General features: G+C 70.7%; 21 protein-coding genes. 13 read left to right on the forward strand and 8 right to left on the reverse strand.

Going from position 1 to position 24,958, the window contains the following annotated elements; genetic code table 11:
• Positions 1-134: 134 nt before the first annotated feature.
• Together ABZS61_RS12300 and ABZS61_RS12305 are read right to left on the reverse strand one after the other, a co-directional pair.
• Positions 135-1,781 carry an ATP-binding cassette domain-containing protein gene (locus ABZS61_RS12300; protein WP_356418315.1) on the reverse strand — a complete coding sequence of 549 codons (1,647 nt, stop codon included), beginning with the start codon at positions 1,779-1,781 and terminating at the stop codon, positions 135-137.
• Between the two features lie 246 nt (positions 1,782-2,027).
• Complete coding sequence (locus tag ABZS61_RS12305; RefSeq protein WP_356418317.1) at positions 2,028-2,441, reverse strand: SsgA family sporulation/cell division regulator; 414 nt, start codon at positions 2,439-2,441, stop codon at positions 2,028-2,030.
• A gap of 182 nt (positions 2,442-2,623) precedes the next feature.
• Here ABZS61_RS12305 and ABZS61_RS12310 point away from each other — a divergent pair, with 182 nt between their 5' ends.
• Positions 2,624-3,715, forward strand: a complete 1,092-nt coding sequence (locus tag ABZS61_RS12310; protein ID WP_356418319.1) for an oxidoreductase — start codon at positions 2,624-2,626, stop codon at positions 3,713-3,715.
• Between the two features lie 87 nt (positions 3,716-3,802).
• Here ABZS61_RS12310 and ABZS61_RS12315 read toward each other — a convergent pair whose 3' ends face one another.
• Entirely contained in the window at positions 3,803-4,102 is a 300-nt protein-coding gene (locus tag ABZS61_RS12315; protein ID WP_356418321.1) for a YciI family protein, read from the reverse strand.
• A 72-nt stretch (positions 4,103-4,174) separates the two neighbouring features.
• On the opposite strand from ABZS61_RS12315, the gene ABZS61_RS12320 reads away from it, so the two are divergent.
• Both ABZS61_RS12320 and ABZS61_RS12325 read left to right on the forward strand, forming a co-directional pair.
• Positions 4,175-4,837 carry an endonuclease V gene (locus tag ABZS61_RS12320; protein WP_356418469.1) on the forward strand — a complete coding sequence of 221 codons (663 nt, stop codon included), beginning with the start codon at positions 4,175-4,177 and terminating at the stop codon, positions 4,835-4,837.
• A gap of 129 nt (positions 4,838-4,966) precedes the next feature.
• Complete coding sequence (locus ABZS61_RS12325) at positions 4,967-5,113, forward strand: hypothetical protein (protein WP_356418323.1); 147 nt, start codon at positions 4,967-4,969, stop codon at positions 5,111-5,113.
• Between the two features lie 44 nt (positions 5,114-5,157).
• On the opposite strand, the gene ABZS61_RS12330 is transcribed toward ABZS61_RS12325, so the two are convergent.
• A complete protein-coding gene (locus ABZS61_RS12330) occupies positions 5,158-6,348 on the reverse strand; it encodes a saccharopine dehydrogenase NADP-binding domain-containing protein (protein ID WP_356418325.1) in 1,191 nt (396 codons plus the stop codon).
• Positions 6,349-6,553: 205 nt separating this feature from the next.
• Between ABZS61_RS12330 and ABZS61_RS12335 the strand changes: the two genes are divergently transcribed.
• The 5 genes from ABZS61_RS12335 to ABZS61_RS12355 are packed head-to-tail and all read left to right on the forward strand — an operon-like array spanning position 6,554 to position 13,353.
• Positions 6,554-7,699 carry a CaiB/BaiF CoA-transferase family protein gene (locus ABZS61_RS12335; protein WP_356418327.1) on the forward strand — a complete coding sequence of 382 codons (1,146 nt, stop codon included), beginning with the start codon at positions 6,554-6,556 and terminating at the stop codon, positions 7,697-7,699.
• A complete protein-coding gene (locus ABZS61_RS12340) occupies positions 7,699-8,733 on the forward strand; it encodes an LLM class F420-dependent oxidoreductase (protein ID WP_356418329.1) in 1,035 nt (344 codons plus the stop codon). The genes ABZS61_RS12335 and ABZS61_RS12340 overlap by 1 nt, the downstream gene beginning before the upstream one ends.
• 1 nt (position 8,734) lies before the next feature.
• Positions 8,735-9,877 carry an acyl-CoA dehydrogenase family protein gene (locus ABZS61_RS12345; RefSeq protein ID WP_356418331.1) on the forward strand — a complete coding sequence of 381 codons (1,143 nt, stop codon included), beginning with the start codon at positions 8,735-8,737 and terminating at the stop codon, positions 9,875-9,877.
• A gap of 50 nt (positions 9,878-9,927) precedes the next feature.
• Entirely contained in the window at positions 9,928-11,142 is a 1,215-nt protein-coding gene (locus ABZS61_RS12350) for an acetyl-CoA C-acetyltransferase (protein ID WP_351169796.1), read from the forward strand.
• Between the two features lie 39 nt (positions 11,143-11,181).
• The gene (locus ABZS61_RS12355; protein WP_356418334.1) at positions 11,182-13,353 is read left to right on the forward strand and encodes a 3-hydroxyacyl-CoA dehydrogenase NAD-binding domain-containing protein; all 2,172 of its coding nucleotides are present in this window, start codon (positions 11,182-11,184) and stop codon (positions 13,351-13,353) included.
• 19 nt (positions 13,354-13,372) lie between these two features.
• Here ABZS61_RS12355 and ABZS61_RS12360 read toward each other — a convergent pair whose 3' ends face one another.
• On the reverse strand, positions 13,373-14,107 hold the full coding sequence (locus ABZS61_RS12360) for a MerR family transcriptional regulator (protein ID WP_356418336.1): 735 nt from the start codon (positions 14,105-14,107) through the stop codon (positions 13,373-13,375).
• 165 nt (positions 14,108-14,272) lie between these two features.
• Here ABZS61_RS12360 and ABZS61_RS12365 point away from each other — a divergent pair, with 165 nt between their 5' ends.
• A complete protein-coding gene (locus tag ABZS61_RS12365; protein WP_356418338.1) occupies positions 14,273-16,105 on the forward strand; it encodes a long-chain fatty acid--CoA ligase in 1,833 nt (610 codons plus the stop codon).
• 135 nt (positions 16,106-16,240) lie between these two features.
• On the forward strand, positions 16,241-16,873 hold the full coding sequence (locus ABZS61_RS12370) for a TetR family transcriptional regulator (RefSeq protein ID WP_356418340.1): 633 nt from the start codon (positions 16,241-16,243) through the stop codon (positions 16,871-16,873).
• 6 nt (positions 16,874-16,879) lie between these two features.
• Here ABZS61_RS12370 and ABZS61_RS12375 read toward each other — a convergent pair whose 3' ends face one another.
• Positions 16,880-18,319, reverse strand: coding sequence for an aldehyde dehydrogenase family protein (locus ABZS61_RS12375; protein ID WP_356418343.1), 1,440 nt, complete (start codon positions 18,317-18,319; stop codon positions 16,880-16,882).
• On the reverse strand, positions 18,316-19,194 hold the full coding sequence (locus ABZS61_RS12380) for an oxygenase MpaB family protein (protein WP_356418345.1): 879 nt from the start codon (positions 19,192-19,194) through the stop codon (positions 18,316-18,318). Before ABZS61_RS12380 ends, ABZS61_RS12375 begins: the two co-directional genes overlap by 4 nt.
• Before the next feature lie 486 nt (positions 19,195-19,680).
• On the opposite strand from ABZS61_RS12380, the gene ABZS61_RS12385 reads away from it, so the two are divergent.
• Complete coding sequence (locus tag ABZS61_RS12385; protein WP_356418347.1) at positions 19,681-20,583, forward strand: oxygenase MpaB family protein; 903 nt, start codon at positions 19,681-19,683, stop codon at positions 20,581-20,583.
• Here ABZS61_RS12385 and ABZS61_RS12390 read toward each other — a convergent pair.
• Entirely contained in the window at positions 20,546-21,601 is a 1,056-nt protein-coding gene (locus ABZS61_RS12390) for a LacI family DNA-binding transcriptional regulator (RefSeq protein ID WP_356418349.1), read from the reverse strand. The genes ABZS61_RS12385 and ABZS61_RS12390 overlap by 38 nt on opposite strands.
• A gap of 265 nt (positions 21,602-21,866) precedes the next feature.
• Between ABZS61_RS12390 and ABZS61_RS12395 the strand changes: the two genes are divergently transcribed.
• Together ABZS61_RS12395 and ABZS61_RS12400 are read left to right on the forward strand one after the other, a co-directional pair.
• Entirely contained in the window at positions 21,867-23,144 is a 1,278-nt protein-coding gene (locus ABZS61_RS12395) for a M14 family metallocarboxypeptidase (protein ID WP_356418351.1), read from the forward strand.
• 74 nt (positions 23,145-23,218) lie between these two features.
• Complete coding sequence (locus tag ABZS61_RS12400; protein WP_356418353.1) at positions 23,219-24,955, forward strand: BCCT family transporter; 1,737 nt, start codon at positions 23,219-23,221, stop codon at positions 24,953-24,955.
• The last annotated feature ends 3 nt before the right edge of the window (positions 24,956-24,958 follow it).

Below are 24,958 nucleotides of genomic sequence, written 5' to 3' on the forward strand. Positions count from 1 at the left end.
GAATTACCTACGGCTTCGTAGGTTACGTGACCGTAGGTTAAGGCGGCAGTAAGGCCGCAGCCAAGCCCGGTCCTCGCGGTGCCCGTTTACGTACCGTTATATCCGCAGGTCGCGGCCGGATTCCGAAGGGTAAGTCATACCTCACGGCCCTGGATCCGCGATAGGTCTCCGCGGGAGATTCCGTGCAGCTCGCCGTCGTCCAGCAGCAGCCACCGGGTGATCCCCAGCGACTCCAGGAACGGCAGGTCGTGGCTCGCCACGACCAGCGCCCCCTCGTAGCCCGCCAGCGCGGCGGTGAGACGGTGCACGCCGGACAGGTCGAGGCTGTTCGTCGGTTCGTCCAGCATCAGCAGCCGCGGTGCCGGGTCGGCGAGCAGCAGCGCGGCCAGGGTCGCCCGGAGCCTCTCCCCGCCCGACAGCGTCGCCGCGGGCAGGTCCGCCCGGGCCCCCTTGAACAGGAAGTGCGCAAGCCTCGCCCGGATCCGGTTGGCCGAAGCGCCCGGCGCGTACCGCGCCACGTTGTCCACGAGGGACAGCCCGTCGTCGAGCACGTCCAGACGCTGGCGCAGAAAGCCCACCGGCACATGGACGACCGCCTCGCCGGACAGCGGCGCCAGCTCGCCCGCGATCGTGCGCAGCAACGTCGTCTTTCCCGCGCCGTTGCGGCCCACCAACGCGATCCGCTCCGGGCCGCGCAGGTCGAACTCCCCGTGCACCCGGGCGCCGTGGGCCAGTTCGAGGTCGCGCAGGACCAGCACGCCGCCACCCGGATGCACCCGGGTGTGCGGGAGTTCGATCCGGATGACGTCGTCGTCCCGCACGGCCTCGACGGCTTCCCCGAGCCGCTCCTCCGCGTCCGCCAGCCGTTCCGCATGCAGGATGCGGTGTCTGCCGGCCGACTCCTGCGCCGTCTGCTTGCGCTGGCCCATGACGGCCTTCGGCTCGCGCTTGGTGTCCCACATCTTCTGCCCGTACCGTCTGCGCCGGGCCAACTTGATATGTGCGTCGCACAGTTCACGCTTCTGCCGCCGCACGTCGGCCTCCGCGGCCCGCACCATCCGCTCCGCGGCCTCCTGCTCCACGGCGAGCGCCTCCTCGTACGCCGTCAGACTGCCGCCGTACCAGGTGACCGTGCCCTCCCTCAGATCGGCGATCCGGTCCACCCGCTCCAGCAGCTCCCGGTCGTGACTGACGACGACCAGGACACCGGTCCAGGCGTCGACGGCGTCGTACAGCCGACCGCGCGCGTGCAGGTCGAGATTGTTCGTCGGCTCGTCCAGCAGCAGGACCGGCGGACGTGCCAGCAGCAGTGCGGCCAGCCGCAGCAGCACGCACTCGCCGCCCGACATCTCGCCGATGGTCCGGTCCAGCCCGACACCTGCGAGCCCCAGTTGGCCGAGCGTGGCGCGGGCGCGTTCCTCCACGTCCCAGTCGTCACCGACCACGGTGAAGTGCTCCTCGCGGACATCGCCCGACTCGATGGCCTTCAGGGCACTCCGTCTCCCGGCGATTCCCAGCACCGCATCGACCCGCAGAGCGGTGTCCAGGGCGAGGTTCTGCGGGAGGTATCCGATGTCACCGGTCGTGGTGATGTGGCCGCCCGTAGGGGTGAGTTCACCGGCGATCAGACGCAACAGGGTCGATTTGCCACAGCCGTTCAGGCCGATGAGCCCGGTCCGTCCGGGACCGACGGCCAGATGGAAGTCCTCGAAGACGTCGCCGCCGTCGGGCCAGGCGAAGGACAGGGACGAACAGGTGATGTGTGTCGTGGGTGCAGGCACGAATGTCTCCCGGCTGCGTCGGAGAATCTCGGAGAACGGCTCGGACAAAAGAGGTCGCACTCGGCCCGCGCACGGAACAGCACGCGCGCGACACGGTGTACGGACACCTCAGATGTGGAGCAACGTCCTTCTCCGATCCGACGACAACAGGGCAGCACTCACGCTACGAGCGGGTCCTGCGGCTCTGCAACCGCATTTCCCGGTGCTCCGCGCCCGGTGGGTCGGGACCCGCCGCTGCCCGGCGTGTCAGGACCCGTCGAGGAGATCCGTCAGATCGCGGTCGAGGTCGAGGAAGCGGTACTCGTCGCCCACCGGGACCAGCACCTGGGCCCGCTTCAGGAAGCGGCGCAGTTCCGCCGTACGGACGTGCACCATGGCGATGCCCTCCACGGCGTGGAACTCCAGGACCGTGCGGTCGTAGCCGAAGGGCCGCACCCTGACGTCACCGACGCCGGCCGGTCCGTCCATCCCGGCCGTGAGCAGTTCACGGGAGAACTCCCAGGACACCTCGGTGCCCTCGAGGGTCGCCGGGGCCGGGAAGGCCATGCGGACGGCGAAGGGGTCCCTGCGGTCGTAACTCAGGGTGGCGGGCAGGGTTTCCATCCGCGGAGCGGATGCGACCATGCGGGCCTGCACGGACTGCTCGATAACGCTGGACAAGACCTGCTCCCTCTCGCGTCGGATGAACGGTTCCCGGCAATGGAGTAGACGACGGAACTCCTCGATCCGTGCACTGGCAGGCGGCGTGAGCTGCGTCACCGCCGGTCGGCTTCCGTCATCCTGCCCCGTTTCGTCCGATGCGCCCTGGACGGCGATCCACCCGTGGACTAGCTTCCAGCGCCATGATGGCCAAGGCGAAGACGAGACGACTGATGTCACTGGGCCTGTGCGGTGCGGCTGTGACCGCCGCTCTGGCCGTACCGTCGGCGCAGGCCGCACCCGGGGAGCAGCGCGAACGGGGCCACCGGCCGGCCTGGGAGCTCACCGACACGGGCACGGACGCGCGCTTCCGCGGCCTCGCCGCGGTCAGCCGCGACGACGCCTGGGTCGCGGGGTCCGGGGGCACGGTTCTGCGTACCGCCGACGGGGGCCGGCACTGGCGCGATGTCTCGCCGCCCGGGGCCGCGGACCTGGAGTTCCGCGACGTCGAGGCTTTCGACCGGCGGCGGGCGGTGGTCCTGGCCATCGGTGAGGGCGAGGCGTCCAGGGTTTTGCGCACCGATGACGGCGGCGCGACCTGGAGCGAGTCCTTCCGCAACACCGACTCCCGTGCCTTCTACGACTGCCTGACCTTCTTCGACAGCCGCAACGGGCTGGCGATGAGCGACCCGGTGGACGGGAAGTTCCGCATCCTGTCGACCTCCGACGGCGGAAGGAACTGGAAGGTGCTGCCCGACGCGGGCATGCCCGCCGCACGCCCCGGCGAGGCCGGTTTCGCGGCGAGCGGCCAGTGCCTCGTCAGTTCGGGCACCAAGGACGTGTGGCTCGCCACCGGCGGTGCGGACACCGCCCGAGTGCTGCACTCGGGTGACCGCGGCCTGACCTGGTCCGCGACCGCGTCGACCGTCCCGGCGGGGGACCCCGCGCGCGGAGTCTTCGGCCTCGCCTTCCGTGACCGCACCCACGGCATCGCGGTCGGCGGCGACTACCGCGCGGACCAGGCGTCGCCGGACGCCGCAGCCGTCACCGGCAACGGCGGACGCACCTGGCGGACCGCCACCACCCCGCCACCGGCCTACCGTTCGGGCGTCGCATGGCTCCCGCACAGCAGGTCGGCGGCGCTGGCGGTCGGCCCGACCGGAACGGACCTGACCCTGGACGGCGGCCGCACCTGGAGGACCGTCGACACCGGTTCGTACGACACGGTGAACTGCGTGGCCGACGGGGGCTGCTGGGCCGCGGGCGAGAAGGGACGCGTCGCCCGGCTCGGGTAGCCGCGCCCAGGGTCTTTCGTCTGGATCATGCTGGACCAGGGTGCGGTGCCAGGGCACGCGAGCCCAGCAGGATCCGAACGAGAGCCCCTAACCGTGCAGTTGCTGCCGGTAGGGGGCCAGCGCCTGCGACGTCTTCGTCGCGAGGAACTCGGTGATCCGGTAGGCACACACCCCGTGCGTTGCGAAGGGGTCGGTCGCCGCGATCTCCTCGATCCGCGCGCGATCGTCCCCCACAGCGAGAATCACGCCGCCGTCACGCGGGTTCTTGCGTCCGGAGGCGATGAACACCCCTGCCGCGTACTGCGCGTCGAGCCAGGCGACGTGTTCCTGCATGAATACATCGACGCGCTCGACCGGTGCGCTGTAGGTCAACTCGAGTACGAACATGATCTCCAGGCTACGGGACCGCCGGGAGCCCCGGGGGTCCCTAGACTCGTCCGCACCATGACGACTTTCACCATGCCCGCCGACGAGGCCGAAGCACGCGCCGTCCAGGACACGCTGCGCACCCGAGTGGTGCTCGACGAGCCAGGGCCGCGGCCCGGCACCGGCCGGGTGACCGGCGTCGATGTCGCCTACGACGACGAGCGGGACGTCGTCGTGGCGGCGGCCGTCGTCCTCGACGCGGCGACACTGGAGGTGGTGGCCGAGTCGACCGCGCGGGGCCGGGTGACCTTCCCGTACGTCCCCGGGCTCCTGGCCTTCCGGGAGATACCGACCGTGCTCGCCGCGCTGGAGGCGCTGCCCGTCGACCCGGGGCTCGTCGTCTGCGACGGCTACGGGCAGGCGCACCCGCGCAGGTTCGGACTCGCCAGCCATCTGGGCGTCCTCACCGGCCTCGCGGTCATCGGCGTCGCCAAGAATCCCTTTACCTTCCGCTACGAGCAACCGGGGCCCCGGCGCGGAGACTCCACCCCGCTCATGGACGGGGACGAGGTGGTCGGCCGGGCGTTGCGCACCCAGGACGCCACCAAGCCCGTCTTCGTCTCCGTCGGCCACCGCACCGGCCTGGACAACGCCTGTGCCCACACGCTGCTGCTGGCGCGCGACTTCCGCCAGCCGGAGACCACGCGCAGGGCCGACGCCCTGTGCCGGGCGGCGCTGCGGGAGGCCGTCGCCTGAACCGCAGTCAGTTGCCTGCCCGGGCGCGGCGGTCATGGCCCGGACTTTCCGGCCGGACCGGTGCGATTGTTTCCATCTGAGTACATGAACGGATGTTGTTCGTCGAACATCGGGGGCAGGCTGGTACACATGATCGACAACCACGCACCCCCCATGACCACCGGAACCGTACGTCTGTCCCAGCGCGGCGTCGCCGTGGGTATGACCCTGGGCGTTGTCGCGGGAGCGGCCTGGACCGTTTCCATGGTCTGCACCCTCGCCTCCTGGATGCTCTGACCCGGCCGGCGCCCTCCCGTACGCCCAGGGAACCGCGCCCCGCCTCAGAGCAACGCCGCGACGCGGAAGCCCAGCCCCGCGCTCGTCAGCCGTTCCAGGAGCGCGTCGCCCATCGCCACGGCGGTCGTGACCTGCCCCGATGTCTTCGGCAGCTCGTCGAGGGCGAGACAGAGGGCGGCCTCGGCGAGCATCTTCGCGGTCTCGTCGTAGCCCGGGTCGCCGCCCGACACCTCGGTGAAGACCCGGCGGCCACCGCCCTCCCCGACGAAACGCACCGTGAACCAGCTGCGGTCCCTGCGCTCCTTGCCGGGGCCCGTGCCGGGTTCGTAGCGGTCCATGAGCCAGCCGCGCACGGCGGGGATCTGGGCGGCCGCCGTCAGCACACCCAGGGCCGCGGTGCCGCCGAGAGCCACCGGCAGGTGCTTCACGGAGGCGAAGTGCCGGTAGCGGAAGTCGGGGCCGTAGCGTTCCAGCGCCCGCGCCGACCGCTCCACGACACGGGGGTCCAGGGTCGGCAGCGGCAGCGCCCACGTTCCGGTCGCCGGACTGAAGTGGGGTGAGCCCTGCGGGGCGCGGGCCCGGCGGCCTACCAGGCGCGGTTCGTGCAGACGGCGTTCCTTCGCGGCCCGGATCATCTGCGGTCCGCGGCCGATCGCGGTGAGTGCCGAGGCGAACGTGCCCCCCGAGAAGACGGCGTTGCTCCGGACGAAGCCGTCGACGGTCAGCGGTACGTCCTCGGGGAGCTGCTGGACGGTGAAGTAGACGCCGAGGTCGTGCGGTACGGAGTCGAAGCCGCAGGCGTGCACGATCCGGGCCCCCGTCTCGCGGGCCCGTGTGTCGTGCTCCAGGAACATCCGGTCGACGAACTCCGCCTCGCCGGTGAGGTCGGCGTAGTCGGTCCCGGCCTCGGCGCAGGCCGCCACCAGCCCTTCGCCGTACCAGACGTACGGGCCCACCGTCGATGCCACCACGTGGGCGGACTCGGCGAGTTCGCGCAGCGTGCCGGGGTCGCCGGCATCGGCTGTCAGCAGGGGCACCTCCGCGCAGCGCGGGTTGATCGCGGCGAGGTTCTCGCGCAGCTTCTCGAGCTTGGCCCGGCTGCGGCCCGCCGCGGCCCAGCGGAAGCCGTCCGGTGCGTGCGCGGCCAGATATTCGGCGGTGAGTCTCCCCACGAAGCCGGTGGCGCCGAAAAGGATGACGTCATAGGGGCGTTCTGCCCCGTTCTGCCTGTTCATGAGTGCCTCCGCAGGGGCCGGCGCCGATGTAGCAGGCAGAGGGTAGCGGAGCGGTTCGTGGCGCTGTGCAGCCGGGAGGGCCTCGGTGCGAGAGGATCCCCGATAAGGAACTAAGCGCTTGCTCGGCCAAAAGGGTTGTGCGGAGCGTCGAGCATTCTTAACATCATCGATGTTACATCAGTTGTGTCATACCGCTGGGGGCTTGATGGCAACGACAGGGCAGGGTCCACTGGCCGGGGTGCGTGTCGTCGAACTGGCGGGCATCGGCCCGGGACCGTTCGCCGCGATGCTCCTGGCCGACCTCGGCGCCGATGTGGTGCGCGTCGACCGGCCCGGCGGCGCCGCGCTCGGGATCGATCCCACGTACGACCTCACCAACCGCAACAAGCGCTCGGTCCTCGTCGACCTCAAGGCCGAGGGCGGCGCGGCGCAGGTCCTGGACCTCGTCGAGCGCGCCGACATCCTGATCGAGGGCTATCGCCCGGGCGTCGCCGAACGCCTCGGCGTGGGGCCGGCCGAATGTCTGGACCGCAATCCGCAGCTCGTCTACGGGCGGATGACCGGCTGGGGCCAGGACGGGCCGCTCGCCGAACGGGCCGGCCACGACATCGCCTACATCGCCCTCAGCGGCACCCTCTCCATGATCGGCAGACCCGGAGAGCCACCGACGGTGCCCGCCAACCTGGTCGGCGACTACGCGGGCGGTTCGCTCTACCTCGTCGTCGGTGTGCTCGCCGCCCTCCAGCACGCCCGCACGCCCGGCGGCACGGGCCAGGTGGTGGACGCCGCCATCGTCGACGGTGCCGCCCACCTCGCCACGATGATCCACGGGATGCTGGCGGCCGGCAGCTGGCAGGACCGGCGCGGCTCCAACCTCCTCGACGGCGGCTGCCCCTTCTACGGCTGCTACGAGACCTCCGACGGCGAGTACATGGCGGTCGGACCACTGGAGCCGCAGTTCTACGAGCAGTTCGGCAGGCTGCTCGGGATCGCCGACGAGGCCCCCGACCGCAACGACTTCAGCCGCTGGGCGGATCTGCGCACCCTCGTCGCCGACCGCTTCAGGGCCCGTACCCGCGCCGAGTGGACGGAGACCTTCGAAGGCACGGACGCCTGCGTCGCCCCCGTCCTCTCGCTGGGCGAGGCGCCTCACCACCCGCACCTCGCCGCCCGCTCCACCTACGTCGAGCACGGCGGCCTCATCCAGCCCGCGCCCGCTCCCCGGTTCTCCGCCACCCCCTCCCGCGTCCGCAGCGGGCCCGCCCGGCCCGGCGCGGACACCGAGGACGTGGCCCGCGACTGGGACGTGACGAGCCTGCGGGCCCTGTCGAAGAAGGACGGCACCGACTGATGGAACTCTCCCTCCCGCTGAACTACGCGGGCGACCCGCGAGCCGCCTGCGACCAGGTCGCCGCACTGGAATCCGCCGGACTCGACGCCGTCTGGGTCGCCGAGGCGTACGGCTTCGACTCGCCCACGATCATGGGATATCTGGCCGCCCGCACCGAGCGCATGAAGATCGGCGCGGCGATCCTCAACGTCTACTCCCGCACCCCCGCCCTCATCGCCCAGACCGGAGCCGGACTCGACGCGGTCTCCGGCGGCCGGGCCCTGCTCGGGCTCGGCGCCTCAGGCCCGCAGGTTGTGGAGGGCTGGCACGGAAAGCCCTACGACAAGCCGCTCGGCCGGACCCGCGAGACCGTCGAGCTCTGCCGACGGATCTGGCGCCGCGAGGTCATCGACCACCACGGCATCACCGACATGCCACTGCCCAAGGAGAAGGGCGGCAGGCTCGGCAAACCGCTGAAGATCCTCACCCGGCCGGTCCGCGAGAACATCCCGCTCTACATCGCCTCCCTCGGCCCCGCCAACGTGGCGCTGACCGCCGAGATCGCCGACGGCTGGCTGCCCACCCTCTACATCCCGGAGAAGGCCCAGCAGGTCTGGGGCACCGCCCTGGCCGACGGTGCGGCGAAGCGTGACCCGGCACTCGGCCCGCTGAAGACCGTCGCCGGTGGCCTGCTCGCCATCGGCGACGACGCCGCGGCCCTCAGGGACCTCGCCCGCCCGCAGATCGCGCTGTACGTCGGAGGCATGGGCGCACCCGGCAAGAACTTCTACAACGACCTCGCCGTCGCCTACGGGTACGAGAAGGAGGCCGCCACCATCCAGGAGCTCTACCTCTCCGGGAAGAAGAAGGAGGCCGAGGCCGCCGTCCCGGACGAATTCTGCGAGCTCATGTCGCTCTGCGGGCCCGAGGGGTACGTACGCGACCGCATCGAGGCCTTCCGCGAGGCCGGCGTCACCATGCTCAACGTCACGCCCGTCGGCCCCGAGCCGACCCGCCTGATCTCCACCGTCAAGAACTGGCTCCAGGGGGCTTGAAGTGCAGCGGCAGATCTTCACCGAAGAGCACGACGCGTTCCGCGGAGTCGTCCGCACCTTCCTGACGAAGGAGGCACTCCCGCACTACGAACAGTGGGAGAAGGACGGCATCGTCTCGCGCGAGGCATGGCTCGCGGCCGGCCGCCAGGGGCTCCTCGGCCTCGCCGTGCCCGAGGAGTACGGAGGCGGCGGCAACGCCGACTTCCGCTACAGCGCCGTCCTCGCCGAGGAGTTCACCCGGGCCGGAGTCGCAGGGCTCGCGCTCGGCCTGCACAACGACATCATCGGCCCCTACCTCACCGGACTCGGCACCGAGGAGCAGAAGCGGCGCTGGCTGCCCGGCTTCTGCTCCGGCGAGATCATCACGGCCATCGCCATGACCGAACCCGGTGCGGGCTCCGACCTCCAGGGCATCCGCACCACCGCCGAGGACAAGGGCGACCACTGGCTGCTCAACGGCTCCAAGACCTTCATCTCCAACGGCATCCTCGCCGACCTGGTGATCGTCGTCGCCAAGACCTCACCGGAGGGCGGCGCGAAGGGCCTCTCGCTGCTCGTCGTCGAACGCGGGGCGGAAGGCTTCGAACGCGGCCGCAACCTCGACAAGATCGGCCAGAAGTCCCAGGACACCGCCGAGTTGTTCTTCAACGACGTGCGCGTCCCCAAGGAGAACCTCCTCGGCGAACTCGACGGCGCCTTCATCCACCTCATGACCAACCTTGCCCAGGAACGGATGGGCATAGCGGTCGCCGGAATCGCCGCGGCCGAGTACCTCCTGGAGATCACCACCCAGTACGTCAAGGAGCGCGAAGCCTTCGGACGCCCGCTCTCCAAGCTCCAGCACATCAGGTTCGAGATCGCCGAGATGGCCACCGAGTGCGCCGTCACCAGGGCCTTCCTCGACCGGTGCATCGTCGACCACTCGGCCGGGACGCTCGACGCCGTACACGCCTCCATGGCCAAGTGGTGGGCCACCGAACTGCAGAAGCGCGTCGCCGACCGCTGTCTCCAACTCCACGGCGGATACGGCTACATGACCGAGTACCGGGTCGCGAAGGCGTTCACCGACGGCCGCATCCAGACCATCTACGGCGGTACGACCGAGATCATGAAGGAGATCATCGGCCGCTCGCTGCTCGGCTGACCCGGCCCCCGCCGACCCTGTTGCGCAACCACCCTCGAAAGGCTGCTGTCTTGAGTACCGAAGCGTTCGTCTACGACGCGATCCGCACCCCGCGCGGTCGCGGCAAGGCCAATGGCGCCCTGCACGGAACCAAGCCGATCGACCTCGTCGTCGGCCTCATCCACGAGATCCGGGCCCGCTTCCCGGACCTCGACCCCGCGGCCATCGACGACATCGTCCTCGGCGTCGTCAGCCCGCTCGGCGACCAGGGCTCCGACATCGCCCGTATCGCCGCGATCGCGGCCGGGCTCCCGGACTCCGTCGCGGGCGTCCAGGAGAACCGCTTCTGCGCCTCGGGCCTGGAAGCCGTCAACCTTGCCGCCGCGAAGGTCCGTTCGGGCTGGGAGGACCTCGTCCTGGCCGGTGGCGTCGAGTCGATGTCCCGCGTGCCGATGGGATCCGACGGCGGTGCCTGGGCCATGGACCCCATGACCAGCTTCGAGACCGGCTTCGCCCCGCAGGGCATCGGCGCCGACCTCATCGCCACCATCGAGGGCTTCTCCCGCCGGGACGTCGACGAGTACGCCGCACTGTCCCAGGAGCGCGCCGCCGCGGCCTGGAAGGACGAGCGCTTCGCCCGCTCCGTCGTCCCCGTCAGGGACCGCAACGGCCTCCTCGTCCTCGACCACGACGAGCACATGCGGCCCGGCACCACCGCCGACTCGCTCGCCTCCCTGAAGCCGTCCTTCGCCGCGATCGGCGAGATGGGCGGCTTCGACGCCGTCGCCCTCCAGAAGTACCACTGGGTCGAGAAGATCGACCACGTCCACCACGCGGGCAACTCCTCCGGCATCGTGGACGGCGCCGCCCTCGTCGCCATCGGCTCGAAGGAGGTCGGTGAACGCTACGGCCTCACCCCGCGTGCCCGGATCGTCTCCGCGGCCGTCTCCGGATCCGAGCCCACCATCATGCTGACCGGACCCGCACCGGCCACCCGCAAGGCACTGGCCAAGGCCGGGCTCACCATCGACGACATCGACCTCGTCGAGATCAACGAGGCGTTCGCCGGCGTCGTCCTGCGCTTCGTGCGGGACATGGGCCTCTCCCTCGACAAGGTCAACGTCAACGGTGGCGCCATCGCACTCGGCCACCCGCTCGGCGCGACCGGCGCGATGATCCTGGGCACGCTCATCGACGAACTGGAGCGGCGTGACAAGCGCTACGGCCTCGTCACCCTCTGCGTCGGCGGCGGCATGGGTGTCGCCACCGTCATCGAGCGTCTCTGACCGTCCCCCGGCCACCCCTGCTTACGGAGAAGAACACACATGACCGAGAGCACGACCATCCGCTGGGAACAGGACGAGACCGGCGTCGTCACCCTCGTACTCGACGACCCCAACCAGTCGGCCAACACGATGAACCGGGCCTTCAGGGACTCCATCGAGGCCATCGCCGACCGGGCCGAGGCCGAGAAGGACTCCATCCGCGGCATCATCTACGCCTCCGCCAAGAAGACCTTCTTCGCGGGCGGCGACCTCAAGGACATGATCAGGATCGGACCTGAGAACGCGCAGGACGCGTTCGACGCGGGCACCGCGATCAAGAGGGCGCTGCGCCGCATCGAGACCCTCGGCAAGCCGGTCGTCGCCGCGATCAACGGTGCGGCGCTCGGAGGCGGTTACGAGATCGCACTCTCCGCCCACCACCGCATCGCCCTGGACGCCCCCGGCTCCCGGATCGGCCTGCCCGAGGTCACCCTCGGCCTGCTGCCCGCGGGCGGCGGTGTCACCCGCACCGTACGCCTGATGGGCATCGCCGACGCGCTGCTCAAGGTCCTCCTCCAGGGCACCCAGTACACCCCGCAGCGGGCCCTGGAGAACGGCCTGATCCACGAGGTCGCCGCCACACCCGAGGAGATGCTCGACAAGGCCCGCGCCTTCCTCGACGCCCACCCCGAGTCGCAGCAGCCCTGGGACGTCAAGGGCTACCGGATCCCTGGCGGCACTCCGTCCAACCCGAAGTTCGCGGCCAACCTGCCCGCGTTCCCGGCCAACCTGAAGAAGCAGCTCGCGGGCGCCCCCATGCCCGCACCCCGCAACATCCTGGCCGCGGCGGTCGAGGGTTCGCAGGTCGACTTCGAGACCGCGCTGACCATCGAGGCCCGCTACTTCACCGAACTGGTCACCGGCCAGGTCTCGAAGAACATGATCCAGGCGTTCTTCTTCGACCTCCAGGCCGTCAACTCCGGTGCCAGCCGCCCCAAGGGCATCGAGGAGCGCCCGGTCCGCAAGGTCGCCGTCCTCGGCGCAGGGATGATGGGCGCGGGCATCGCGTACTCCTGCGCCCGCGCGGGCATCGACGTCGTCCTCAAGGACGTCTCCACCGAGGCCGCCGCCAAGGGCAAGGCGTACAGCGAGAAGCTGCTCGCCAAGGCGCTCTCCCGGGGCCGTACGACCGAGGCGAAGCGCGACGAGCTGCTGGCCCGCATCACCCCGACCGGTGACCCCGCCGACCTCGCGGGCTGCGACGCCGTGATCGAGGCCGTCTTCGAGGACACCGCGCTCAAGCACAAGGTGTTCCAGGAGATCCAGGAGATCGTCGAGCCCGACGCGCTCCTCTGCTCCAACACATCGACCCTGCCCATCACCGTGCTCGCCGAAGGCGTCAGCCGGCCGGTCGACTTCATCGGTCTGCACTTCTTCTCACCCGTCGACAAGATGCCGCTCGTCGAGATCATCAAGGGCGAGAGGACCGGGGACGAGGCACTGGCCCGTGCCTTCGACCTGGTGCGCCGGATCAAGAAGACACCGATCGTCGTCAACGACTCGCGCGGCTTCTTCACCTCGCGCGTCATCGGCCACTTCATCAACGAGGGCGTCGCGATGGTCGGCGAGGGCGTCGAGCCCGCGTCCGTCGAGCAGGCGGCGGCCCAGGCCGGCTACCCGGCCAAGGTCCTCTCGCTGATGGACGAGCTGACGCTCACGCTGCCCCGCAAGATCCGCAACGAGACCCGGCGTGCGGTCGAGGAGGCGGGCGGCACCTGGGCCCCGCATCCGGCGGACGCGGTCATCGACCGGATGGTCGACGAGTTCGAGCGCCCGGGACGCAGCGGCGGCGCGGGCTTCTACGAGTACGACGAGGAGGGCAGGCGCGCGCGCCTGTGGCCCGGTCTGCGCGAGCACTTCGTGAAGCCGGACACGGACGTCCCGTTCGCCGACATGCAGGAGCGGATGCTGTTCTCCGAGGCTCTGGACAGTGTCCGCTGCCTGGAGGAGAACGTCCTGATCACCGTCGCCGACGCCAACATCGGCTCCATCATGGGCATCGGCTTCCCGGCCTGGACCGGCGGCGTGCTCCAGTACGTCAACGGGTACGAGGGCGGCCTGCCCGGCTTCGTGGCGCGCGCCCGGCAGCTTGCCGAGCGCTACGGCGACCGCTTCCTGCCGCCCGCGCTGCTCCTGGAGAAGGCGGAGCAGGGCGAGACCTTCCACGACTGACTCCCGGCACGGGCCGTGTTCACTCCGTGGTGAACGCGGCCCGCAGCTCCTCCTTCAACGACCGCTGGAACGCCGTCACCAGTGCCTGCAGCACCATCGGCTGCATGTGGGCGGACAGCGACTTCATCGCCTTCAGGTGTTCCGGGTCCTGCTCCCGCTCCCGGTACGGATTCCACACCTCGTCCCGGAACAGCCGCGTCAGCTCATGGGCGGCCGACCGGGTGTGCTCCAGCAGGACCGTGCGTGCGGCCAGGATCGTCTCGTGCGCGATCGGCACGTCCAGCAGCTCCACCCCGAGCCGCAGCAGCCCGACATCCACCCGGCAGGTGTCGTCGTCGGGACCGCCGGGGCGCTCGAGCACCCCCATCGCCGACAGCCGGTCCACGTCGGAGCCGCTGAGAGCCCGGCCGGCGCGCCGCTCCAGCTCCGCCCTCGGCATGTCCTCCGCGGAGTCCGGGGCCCAGGAGGCCACCAGGGCCCGGTGGATGGCCAGGTCGTGCGCGCTCAGATCCGGCGGCAACTGCTCCAGGTACCGCTCGATCGCGGCGAGTGTCATGCCCTGGTGCTGGAGTTCCTCGATCAGGGCGAGCCGCGAGAGATGGCCGGGCCCGTAGTGACCGACCCGCCGCGGCCCGATCTCCGGGGGCGGCAGCAGCCCCCGGGTGCTGTAGAAGCGCACGGTGCGCACGGTGACTCCCGCGCGTGCAGCCAGTTCGTCGACGGTGAGCGTCGGCTCGTCGGTCCCGGTCGCCATGTCTGCTCCTCGTCGCCGGCCGCTGGGCTGCGGTGCCTGCGCACCAATCAGGTGCAACAGTATTGCTGTCTCACCACTGTTGTGAAAGTGTCCGGCACCATCGAAGCACAGTCCCACCCTCCGGTACGGACCGTGCGGTCCGGCCGATGGCGACAGGAGGCGGCCGTGACCACGATCCTGCGACTTCCCACCGAAGCCGATCAACTCACCCTCCCGGCCCTGCTGCTGCGCAACGCCGAGGACCACGGCGGGCTCCCCGCCCTGTCCTGGCGCGCCGCGGGCGACGACGCCGGATGGACCACCCTCACCTGGCAGGAAGTGCGCCGGGAGACCGCGGTGCTCGCCGCCGGTTACGCCGCCCTCGGAGTGGAGCGCGGCGAGCAGGTCCTCATGATGATGGGCAACCGGCCCGAACACTGGCTGAGCGACCTGGCCCTCACCCACCTCGGAGCCGTCCCCGTGACGGTGTACGGCACCGCCGCACCCGAACAGATCGCGCACATCGCCCGGCACAGCCGGGCCCGGTTCGCGGTCATCGAGGGCGCACGGGAACGGGAGCGCTGGGAGCCCCTGCTGGCGGACCCGGCGGCGCCGCTGGAGGAGCTGGTCGTGGTGGAGCCGGACGGGGCCGGGACGCACCTGGCGTACACGTCCCTGCGCACCACCGGAGCGCGGCTCCACACGGCCGACGCCTTCGAGAAGGCCTGGCGGGAGTCCCGCGCGGACGATGCCCTGACGGTCGTCTACACCTCGGGCACCACCGGCGACCCCAAGGCCGTCCCGATCACGCATCGCAGCGTCGTGGCCAACGCGCTGGCCCTGGAGCGGGTGGTGGAGCTCCCCGACCATGTCGAGCACATCTGCTACCTCCCGTTCGCCCATATCGCCGAGCGGATGCTCGGCATCTACCTGCCGGTCTTCCGGGCCTCCCACGTCCATCTGTGCGCGGACGCGGCAGCGGTGGCCGCCACCGCCGGCACCCTGCGTCCGGCCCAGTTCTTCGGCGTCCCGAGGGTGTGGGAGAAGCTTGCCGCGAGCGTACGGGCCGCCCTGGCCGGACTGCCCGCGGAACGGCGGGCGGTGATCGAGGAAGCGGGGGCGACGGCGCGTGAACACGTCTCGTACCGGGAACGGGGCGAGGAGCCGCCCGCCGGGCTTGACGCCGCGTACCGGCTGGCCAAGACGGAGGTCCTGGACCCGATCCTCGCCCTCGCGGGCTTCGACCGGCTGGTCTGGACGGCCAGCGCCTCCGCGCCGATGCCGCTGGAGGTGGTCCGGTTCTGGGCGGGCTTCGGCATCGTCGTCATGGACGCCTGGGGGCTCACCGAGACCGTCGGGGTGTTCACCACCAACAGCCCGTCGGCTTTCCGGCTCGGGTCGGTGGGCCGGCCGCTGGAGGGGCTCGAACTCCGGATCGCGGACGACGGCGAAATCCTGGTCCGGGGCGGGACCGTCTTCGCGGGCTATCTGCGCGAGGACGGCACGGTGGACGGGGTGCTGGACGCCGACGGATGGTTCCCCACCGGGGACATCGGCCGGATCGACGACGACGGCTACCTGTGGCTCACCGACCGCAAGAAGGAGATGATCATCACCTCGACGGGTAAGAACGTCTCCCCGGCACTCGTCGAGAACATGCTCAAGGAACACCCGCTGATCGGACAGGCCCTCGTCCACGGCGACGGACGCTCCTACCTGGTGGCCCTGCTCGTCCTCGACCCGGAGATGGCACCGGCCTGGGCGGCGGCCCGCGGTATCGACGTGAGTCCGGCCGCGTACGTCGACCACCCCGCCGTGCGCGAGGAGGTCGCGCGGGCCGTCGAGGCCGCCAACGCACGGTTGAACCGCACCGAACAGGTCAAGCGCTACCGGCTGCTGTCGCAGGAGTGGAGCCCGGAGACCGGCGAGCTGACCCCCTCGCTGAAGCTGCGCCGCCGGGTGATCCGCGAGCAGTACGGCGACATGCTCGACGCACTGTACGAGGAGGGCGGGAACTGAGTGCCGCGGGTGGACTGTCAGGGGCGATGGACACGGAGTACCTCCTGAAGGGGAGAAAGTTACAGAGTGACGTTCTGGGTATCTGTGTTCCGTCGCCGTTGTGGTTGAGTGGTCACGGCGGAACGGGGAGGGCCCATGACGGCACGGAGTACCAACGAGGCACTGCTGGCCCGCGCGCTGATCGAGTCGCCGCCGTCGGACGCGCTGAGCGAACAGATCCTCGACGCGGCACGCGAGCAGTTCATGACCTTCGGGCTGCGCCGCTCGACCGTCGACGACGTGGCCAAGCGGGCCAAGGTCTCGCGGGTGACGGTGTACCGCAGGATCGGCAACAAGGACAGCCTGGTCTCGGCCTGCCTGCTGCGCGAGTACCGACGCTTCGTCATGGACGTCGACGACGCCGTGGCCGCCCTGCCCACCATGGAGGACCGGCTGGTCGCCGGCTTCGCCGCCGTCCTCCAGCACATTCGTGAACACCCGCTGGTCGGCGGGCTGCTGAAGCTGGAGCCGGAGATCATGCTGCCCTTCCTCACCCTGGAGAGCGGGCCGGCCTTCCTCGCGATGCGCGAATATCTCGCCGACCGGCTGCGCCATGCCCAGCGCGCGGAAGGACGGCCGGAGACGGACCCCACACCGGTCGCCGAACTCATGGTGCGGGTCACCGTCTCCTTCCTCCTCAATCCGGTCAGCTGCTTCGAGCTCGACGACGACGAACAGGTGCGTGCCTTCGCCCGCCGCTATCTGGTGCCGCTGCTCAGCACCGCGTGACCGGCCTCAGAACCGTGCGTGCAGCCTCCTGCCGAGCTCGACCGCCCGGGCGGCCTTCGCCCGGGGCGTCGCGAACGACGTGAGGTCCACCGCCGGTGCGAATCGCCGTACGGTGACCGAGTGCGGCGCCGCGAAGGCCCGCAGCCCCTCCTCGCCATGGATCCGTCCGTAGCCCGACTCACCCGCACCGCCGAACGGCAGTGCGGGGATCGCGGCGAAGCCCAGCACCGAGTTGACCGACACCGCACCGGAGTCGAGGCGTCCGGCCACCGCGAGCCCCGCCGCCCGGGAGCGGGTGAAGACGGCGGCGCCCAGCGAGTACGCCGATGCGTTGGCCCGCTCGACGGCCTCGTCCATGTCGCGCACCGGATTCACCACGACGACCGGGCCGAAGGTCTCCTCGGTCACGGCCGGGGAATCCTCCGGTACGCCGGTCAGCACCACCGGGCCCACGGTCCGCGTCGACGGAGTGCCGGGGCCGCCGAGCACGGCCCGGCCCCCGTCCACCAGCGCCTGCTTCACATGGCGTTCCACCACGCCGAGCTGGGAGGGCAGGGTGAGCGGGCCGTACGCCTCGCCGGGAGCCAGCGCCCGCGCCCGGCGTACGATGCGCGCGCACAGTTCCTCGTGCACGGACGCCACCGCGTACACCCGCTCCACGCCCGCGCAGGTCTGGCCGGCGTTGCCCATCGCGCCCCAGACGATCGCGTCGGCTGCCGCGTCCAGATCGGCGTCCGCCGCGACCAGGACCGCGTCCTTGCCCCCGCACTCGGCAAGCAGCGGTGTGAGCGTGGCCGCGCAGGCCGCCGCGACCTTGCGGGCGGTGCCGGGCGAACCCGTGAAGGCGATCTTGTCCACACCGGCCGGGCCGTCCGCGCCGGCCAGGGCGGCCCCGGTGGAAGCCGGCCCGGTGACGGTCCGCAGCAGGTCCGCGTGGTCCGGGACGGCCTCCCCGAAACTCCGGGCCAGCAGAATCCCTGTCCCGGGCGTCAGTTCGGACGGTTTGAAGACCACGGCGTTGGCCGCCGCGAGGGCGTAGCCGATCGAACCCATCGGCGTGTAGAGCGGGTAGTTCCACGGCCCGATCACCCCGATCACCCCGAGCGGGCGGTAGGCCAGAAGTGCCCGCTGATGGACCGACAGCACACCGGACGGCACCCGGCGCCGGCCCAGCACCCGGTGGGCGTTGCGCGCCGCCCAGTTCAGGTGGACCAGTGTCAGGAGCACCTCGGCGCGGGCGTCGTGCAGCGGCTTGCCGGTCTCGGAGGTGATCAGTCCGGCGAACTCGTCGGTGCGCCGGGCGAGTGCCCGCTTCCAGTGCAGCAGCGCCGCGCGCCGCCCCCGGGGTCCGAGCGCGGACCAGCTCCGGCCGGCGCTCCTGGCCTGTGCCACCGTGGCGCGGATGTCCTCGATGCCGTGGGCGTGAGGGTCCGTCGGGGTCGTCATGTCTTCTCCATGGGCAGGGGTTCCAGCGGGCGGCTCTGTGCCCAGTGCGGGCCGAGGTCGTCGAGCTGGTATCCGAATGGGTAACTGCGTGGTCTGGGCCGGGAAGGAAGCCGGCGCGGCCGGGCGGGCAGCAGCCGTACCCCGCGCGACCGGATACGCACCATTCGCGTGGCCGTCGCCCGTAACCACCGGGGCTGGACCGGGAATCCGAGCGCCCGCAGCAGAGGCTCGTCCAGCAGGGCGAGCGAGAGCCTGGCCACCAGGGGGCGCAGCGGGCCCGGGTACCAGGCGGCCATGACCCGGAAGGTGGCGTTGGCGACCCGGCGGTTCGCCGGGTCGTACGCGAACATCCGGTCCTCGTAGGAGTCGAGCAGGTCCTCGAACCCTTCGTACGTGTCGGGAGCGCCCTCGATGCCCATCATGACGGCCATCCGCCGTCCCACTTCCGCCAGCGCCCCCGCCTCCTGTGCGCACAGGGGGCGCCACCCGAAGCGGTCGATCCAGCGTTTGGGACCGACGACGGTCGTGGCCAGTACATAGAGGTAGTCCTCGTTCGGGATGCGGTACCTGCCGTGAATGCGGTTGAGGTGCCGGGCGGCGGCGCGGGCGCGCTCGGAGTCGAAGCCTTCGGCCGCCATCTCGTAGCCGAACAGGACGGTGTCGTCGTAGCGTTTCTGGCCGTTGCGCTCGAACTCCTGGGTGCGGTCGAGCAGGAGGGAGATTCTCGGGACGCCGTAGTCGCGCAGGAAGGCGACGCTGATGCCCTGCCGGTAGTCCCACGGGAATTCGTACTGCGACATCAGCCGGAGTATTTCGGCGCAGTCGCGGGCGGGATCCATCCGGCGGATCTCGCGCAGTCGGCTGTAGCGGCCCATGGCGGGCAACCTCCTCTGTGGGTGGAGCCGGTTCAGGTGCGGGAGCCCGCGGTGAGGCCCCCGCAGTGGACGTCACCTGCATCGACGAGGCTGCTGCGACCCACCTCGACGGACTCGGCTGTGTGCCTCAAATCGCCGACTGGGAGGGTCATTTGATGGGCCTTTCGCTCCGAGAGTCAAAGTTACAAATACTATTGACTTGTTTCATGGGGTGCGTCAACACTGCTGACACGGATTCGAGGAAGGGGCACCGCACGGGCATGCGCAACGGTGCCGAGGGACCTCCGCAGCCGGATCCCCTTCGCGGCGACGCCCCGCGGCGCTCCTTCGGGGACGTCATCGAGGCGGCGCAGCGTGTCCGGCTCGTCACCCCCCGGCACCCCTCCCTGCCGCCCTCCGGCTCGCCGGGGCGCCCGCGATCGCATACTGGAACACACACGGCCCGGGCACCGGTCCGAGCACCCGCCATCCCCAGGGAGACCCCGCATGACCAGCGCAGGAGACCCCGCCCCGCCCCCGCCGGGCGGCGTCCTGTGGAGCCTCGCCGGCGACATCCGCGGGCTGCTGATGCTGCCCGCCGCCCTGACCCTCCAGGTCGCCCACCCCGCGGTCGGGGCGGGGGTCGACGAGCACTCGGTCTTCCGTACGGACCCGTGGGGGCGCGGCGAGCGGTCCCTGCGCTCGCTCCAGCTCTGGGTGTACGGGGGTGAGGAGGCGGCCGAGGAGGGGCGCAGGCTCAGGAAGCTGCACCGCACCATCCAGGGCACCGACACCCGCGGCCGCCGCTACCACGCGCTCGCGCCCGCGAACTACGCATGGGTGCATGCCACCGGCTTCCCCGTCTACCAGCACGCCGCGCGCTATCTGGTCCGCCCGCTCACCGAGGCGCAGGAGCGGGCGCTGTACCGCGAGTGGCTCCAGGTCGGCCGGATCCTCGGCATCCACGACCGGGACATGCCGCAGACGATCGAGGAGTTCTGGCCGTACTACCGCACGATGCTGGCCGACGAGATCGAGGCGACCACCGTCGTGCGGGAGCTGGTCGCCGTCGACAGCCCGGTACCGCCGCCCGACCGCGGTCCGTGGGCCGTGCGGCTGCTGCTGGCGGCGGCGTGGCCGGTCCTGCTCCCGCCGCTCGCCCGGTTCCGCAGCTTCATCACCGTGGGGCTCATGCCGCCGGACGCCCGCGAGGCGATCGGACTCGACTGGACCCCCGCCCAGGAGCGGCACCTCCGGCGGCTGGGCGCCGTGATCCGGCTGGTGGTGCCCCTGCTTCCCGAGCGGCTGCGCTATCTGCCGCGCGCCCGGACCGCGCGGGCCGCCTGGCACGCGGAGCGCGGGGGCAGGGGTCTCAGGCCGAGGCGCGACGGATCAGTTCGGTCGGGGTGATCACGGACGCGGGCCACTCGCCCGTACCGCTGTTCAGCCGTTCCATCAGCAGGCGGACCATCAACCGCCCCATCCCTTCGATGTCCTGACGGATCGTCGTCAGGGCGGGTGCGGTGGTCTCCGCCACCGACTCCATGTCATCGAAGCCGACGAGTGCCACGTCCTCCGGAACCCGGATCCCCCGGTCGCGGAGCACCCGCAGGGCCCCCGAAGCCATCAGGTCGTTGGAGGCGAAGACGGCGTCCAGATCCGGACAGGCCGCCAGCAGTTCCCCCATCGCCCGTGCGCCCCCCTCGGCGGTGAAGTCGCCGTCCGCCACCAGCGCCGGACCGGCGTCGGGCAGGACATCGTGATAGCCGTCGATCCGGTCGAGCGCGGAGGTCTGGTCGCGCGGTCCGGCGATGTGTGCGATCCGTCGCCGGCCGAGCGAGACCAGGTGGCGTACGGCCTCACGGGCGCCACCCCGGTTGTCGCAGTCGACGTACGGCACGGGCGGCGCGGCGGCATCCGTTCCCGGCGACGGGTGCTCGGGGCGGCCACCGTAGACCGTCGGCACGCCGAACCTCCGGATGATCGACGGCAGCTCGTCGTCCGTGTGCAGTGAGAAGGCCAGTGCGCCGTCCACATGGCCACCGGCCAGATAGCGGGTCACGCGGTCGAAGTCCCCGCTGCCTTCCACCAGGAGCAGCACCAGCTGGGCGTCGTGCGCCGTCAGTTCGCGGCTGATCCCACGGATCTGGCGGGAGAAGAACGGGTCGGAGAAGATCCGGACCTCGGGTTCGTCGATGATCACGGCGACCGCACCGTTGCGCCGGGTGACCAGGGTGCGTGCGGCGTGGTTCGGGATGTAGCCGAGCTCGTCCACCGCCTTGCGCACCTGGTCCACCAGCGGCTGCCGCACTCCGGCACCGCCGTTGACGACGCGGGACGCCGTCGCCCGGGACACACCGGCCCGGGCCGCCACGGCCTCCAGGGTGGGCCGGGCGTCACGCTGCGGATCGCGGGTCGGATCGGGCAAGACAAGCTCCTCGTACACGCGTGCCCCGGCGGGGGGAGGGGCCGGAACCGGCGGGCTGAACATGAACGCGGCCACCCTAACCGCACGGCTGTTTCAGCCGGACAGGTGATCGCCCCCTGTTGCGCAGGAGTTGACCGGGGTACCTTCCGCACACACCGCTACGCGGGCGGGTCCGCTGCGGCCCGGCCCTGCCGGACCCGGGAGGCAGTTGCTCGTGATCCCCCGACTCGCTCGTGCACTCCGTCACCGCTCCCGGGACCGCCGCGTGCTGCGGCGCGACCTCGGGTCGGTCGTGGTGGCAGCCGCGCTGGCCGTTCCGTTCGCCACGGCGCCGGCCGAGGCATCGCACCTCGTGCCCCGCACCGGATTCGAGATCAGCAGGGGTGAGCGGTGGACCGGGCAGGCGGAGGAGCAGTCCTTCCTCGCCGAGGTCGACCGGGCGAGCGACCGCGCCTTCGTCGAACGGGTCGGCACGACGAAGCAGGGCCGCTCCCTGCGGCTCGTCCACATCGGAGCGCGCACCCCGGCGTCCGGCACCGTCCTGCTGATCTGCAGCCAGCACGGCGACGAACCGGCCGGCCGTGAGGCCTGTCTGTCGGCCGTCCGTGATCTCGCCCTGGCCGAGGACCGGGCGACCCGAGCACTCCTGTCCCGTACGCGTGTACTGGTGCTGCCCACCGCCAATCCCGACGGACGCGCGGCGGACACCCGCGGCAACTCCGACGGCGTCGACGTCAACCGGGACCACATCGCCCTGCGGACGGCCGAGGGGCGGGCAGTCGCGCGGGTCATCCGTGATCAACGGCCCGATGTCATCTATGACTTGCACGAGTACGGTGCCACCCCGCCGTACTACGACAAGGATCTCTTCGTCCTGTGGCCGCGCAATCTCAACACGGCGGACGGGGTGCACGACGCCGCCCGGAGCCTGGCCGACCGGTACGTCAGGCCCGCCGCCGCGGCAGGGGGCTACAGCAGCGGCCTCTACGGGATCTGGACCGACCCGGTCACGGGAGACCCGATCAAGCAGACCGCGGGCGACGGTCAGGAGCGGATCCTGCGCAACACCGCGGGCATCAAGCATGCGGTCGGCCTGCTCATCGAGTCGCGGACCGACGCGCTCACCGAGGCCGAGCGGTCCGACCAGGCGCTCAACAAGCGGCGCAGGGTCGAGTCCCAGCAGGCGGCACTCGGTGGCCTGTTCTCCTTCGCCGGGGAGCGGCACGGGCGTATCGCCGCGGTCACCTCCGCGGCCCGCCTGGCAGGGCTCGCCGACCGGGGGCCCGTCCTCCTCGGCGGCGCCGACAACGATCCGGCGGAACCGGGGGAGACCCTCCAGGACCCGCCCTGCGGCTACCGGCTCGACCCGGCCCAGTACGCGGACGTCGGGGACGAACTGGCCCTGCACGGCGTGACGTCTCGCCGCGACCGTGACGGAGTGTACGTATCGCTGCGCCAGCCGGCCCGCAAACTGATCCCGCTCCTGCTGGACGAGCGGGCCACATACCACCTCGTAAAGGGACAAGCCGATACGGCTTGTTGACCCCAGAGATGCACGCCGCGTGTGGTACTGCCTACGGAGAGCGAAATGTTCGCACTGCGTGAAAGGTGCCATTTGTGTCACACGACGAGCAGAGAACGGATGGGCGGGGGGAGTACCTGCCGGTCACGGCCGATCTTCCCGCTGAGCAGCACGACGGCCGGCGCCCCACGACCGACAGGGTGGTCTTCGGCGTCACGGCGGTGCTCACCGTAGCCTTCGTGGTCTGGGGCTCCACGGCCACCGACTCGTTGGAGGATGTCTCCAGCAGACTGCTCAACGGACTCATCCACAACGGTGGTTGGGCCTTCATGCTGGCCGCCTCGGGGTTCGTCGTCTTCGCCCTCTGGCTCGCGATCAGCCGGTACGGGAAGATCTCGCTCGGCCAGGAGGGCGAGAAGCCCGAATTCCGTACGGTCTCCTGGGTCGCGATGATGTTCAGCGCCGGCATGGGAATCGGCCTGATGTTCTACGGGGTGAGTGAGCCACTGGCCCACTTCGTCACCCCGCCTCCCGGCACGCGCCCCGCCGACGCCGCCGAAGCGATGCAGACGGCGATGGCCACGACCCTCTTCCACTGGACACTGCATCCCTGGGCGATCTACGCGGTGGTCGGTCTCGCCATCGCGTACAGCACCTATCGGCGGCGCAGGCGGCAGACGATCAGCGCGGTGTTCGAGCCGCTCATCGGGGCCCGTCACGCCCATGGCGGCGGCGGCCGGTTCATCGACATTCTCGCCATCTTCGCGACGCTCTTCGGTTCGGCTGCCTCGCTCGGGCTCGGAACCCTCCAGATCGGCAGTGGTTTCCAGGAGCTCAACTGGATGGAGAAGACCGGCACCGGTCTCCTGGTGGCGATCATCGCCGTCCTGACGGCGGCCTTCGTCGCCTCCGCCGTGTCCGGCGTCGAGAAGGGCATCCAGTGGCTGTCCAACATCAACATGGTGCTGGCCCTGATCCTGGTGGTGTTCGTCTTCATCGCCGGGCCCACCATCATCGTGCTGGACCTGCTGCCCACGTCCCTCGCCGCGTACTTCGGTGACCTCGCCCAGCTCGCCGGGCGCACCGAGGCGACCGGCGAGGGCGAGGTGGCCGACTGGCTCTCGAGCTGGACCGTCTTCTACTGGGCGTGGTGGATCTCGTGGACGCCCTTCGTCGGCATGTTCATCGCGAGGATCAGCCGGGGCCGGACGATCCGTCAGTTTGTCGGCGGAGTCATCCTCGTGCCGAGCACGGTCAGCCTGGTCTGGTTCGCCGTCTTCGGCGGTTCCGCGATCAGGCTTGAGGAGGCAGGGCGGCTCGAGGGCGTCGGGGACACTCCGGAGGCGCAGCTCTTCGGCGTCCTCCAGGAGTTCCCGATCCCCACCGTGATGAGCATCCTGGTGATGGTCCTGGTCGGCATCTTCTTCGTCTCCGGCGCGGACGCGGCCTCGATCGTGATGGGCACGCTCTCCCAGAAGGGCGTGCGCGAACCGGCCAAGTGGGTCGTGATCTTCTGGGGCATCGTCACCGGCGCCGTGGCCGCGGTCATGCTGCTCATCGGCAACGGCAAGGGCGACGCCCTGGCCGGCCTGCAGAATCTGACCATCCTGGTCGCCGCGCCCTTCACCGTCGTGATGATCGGCATGTGCGTGGCCCTGATGCGGGATCTGCGGGAGGACCCGCAGATCGTCCGCCAGGAGTTCGGCGTGGAAGCCGTCGAGTCCGCGGTGATCGAGGGCCATGCCAAGTACGACGGAGACTTCGAGATCCGGATCGGCCCCGGCTCCGAGGTCATCAGCGACGAACGGCACAAGGACGACCCGTCCACCTGACCG

The sequence above is a fragment of the Streptomyces sp. NPDC005566 genome (assembly GCF_040605575.1).
Lineage (GTDB): Bacteria > Actinomycetota > Actinomycetes > Streptomycetales > Streptomycetaceae > Streptomyces.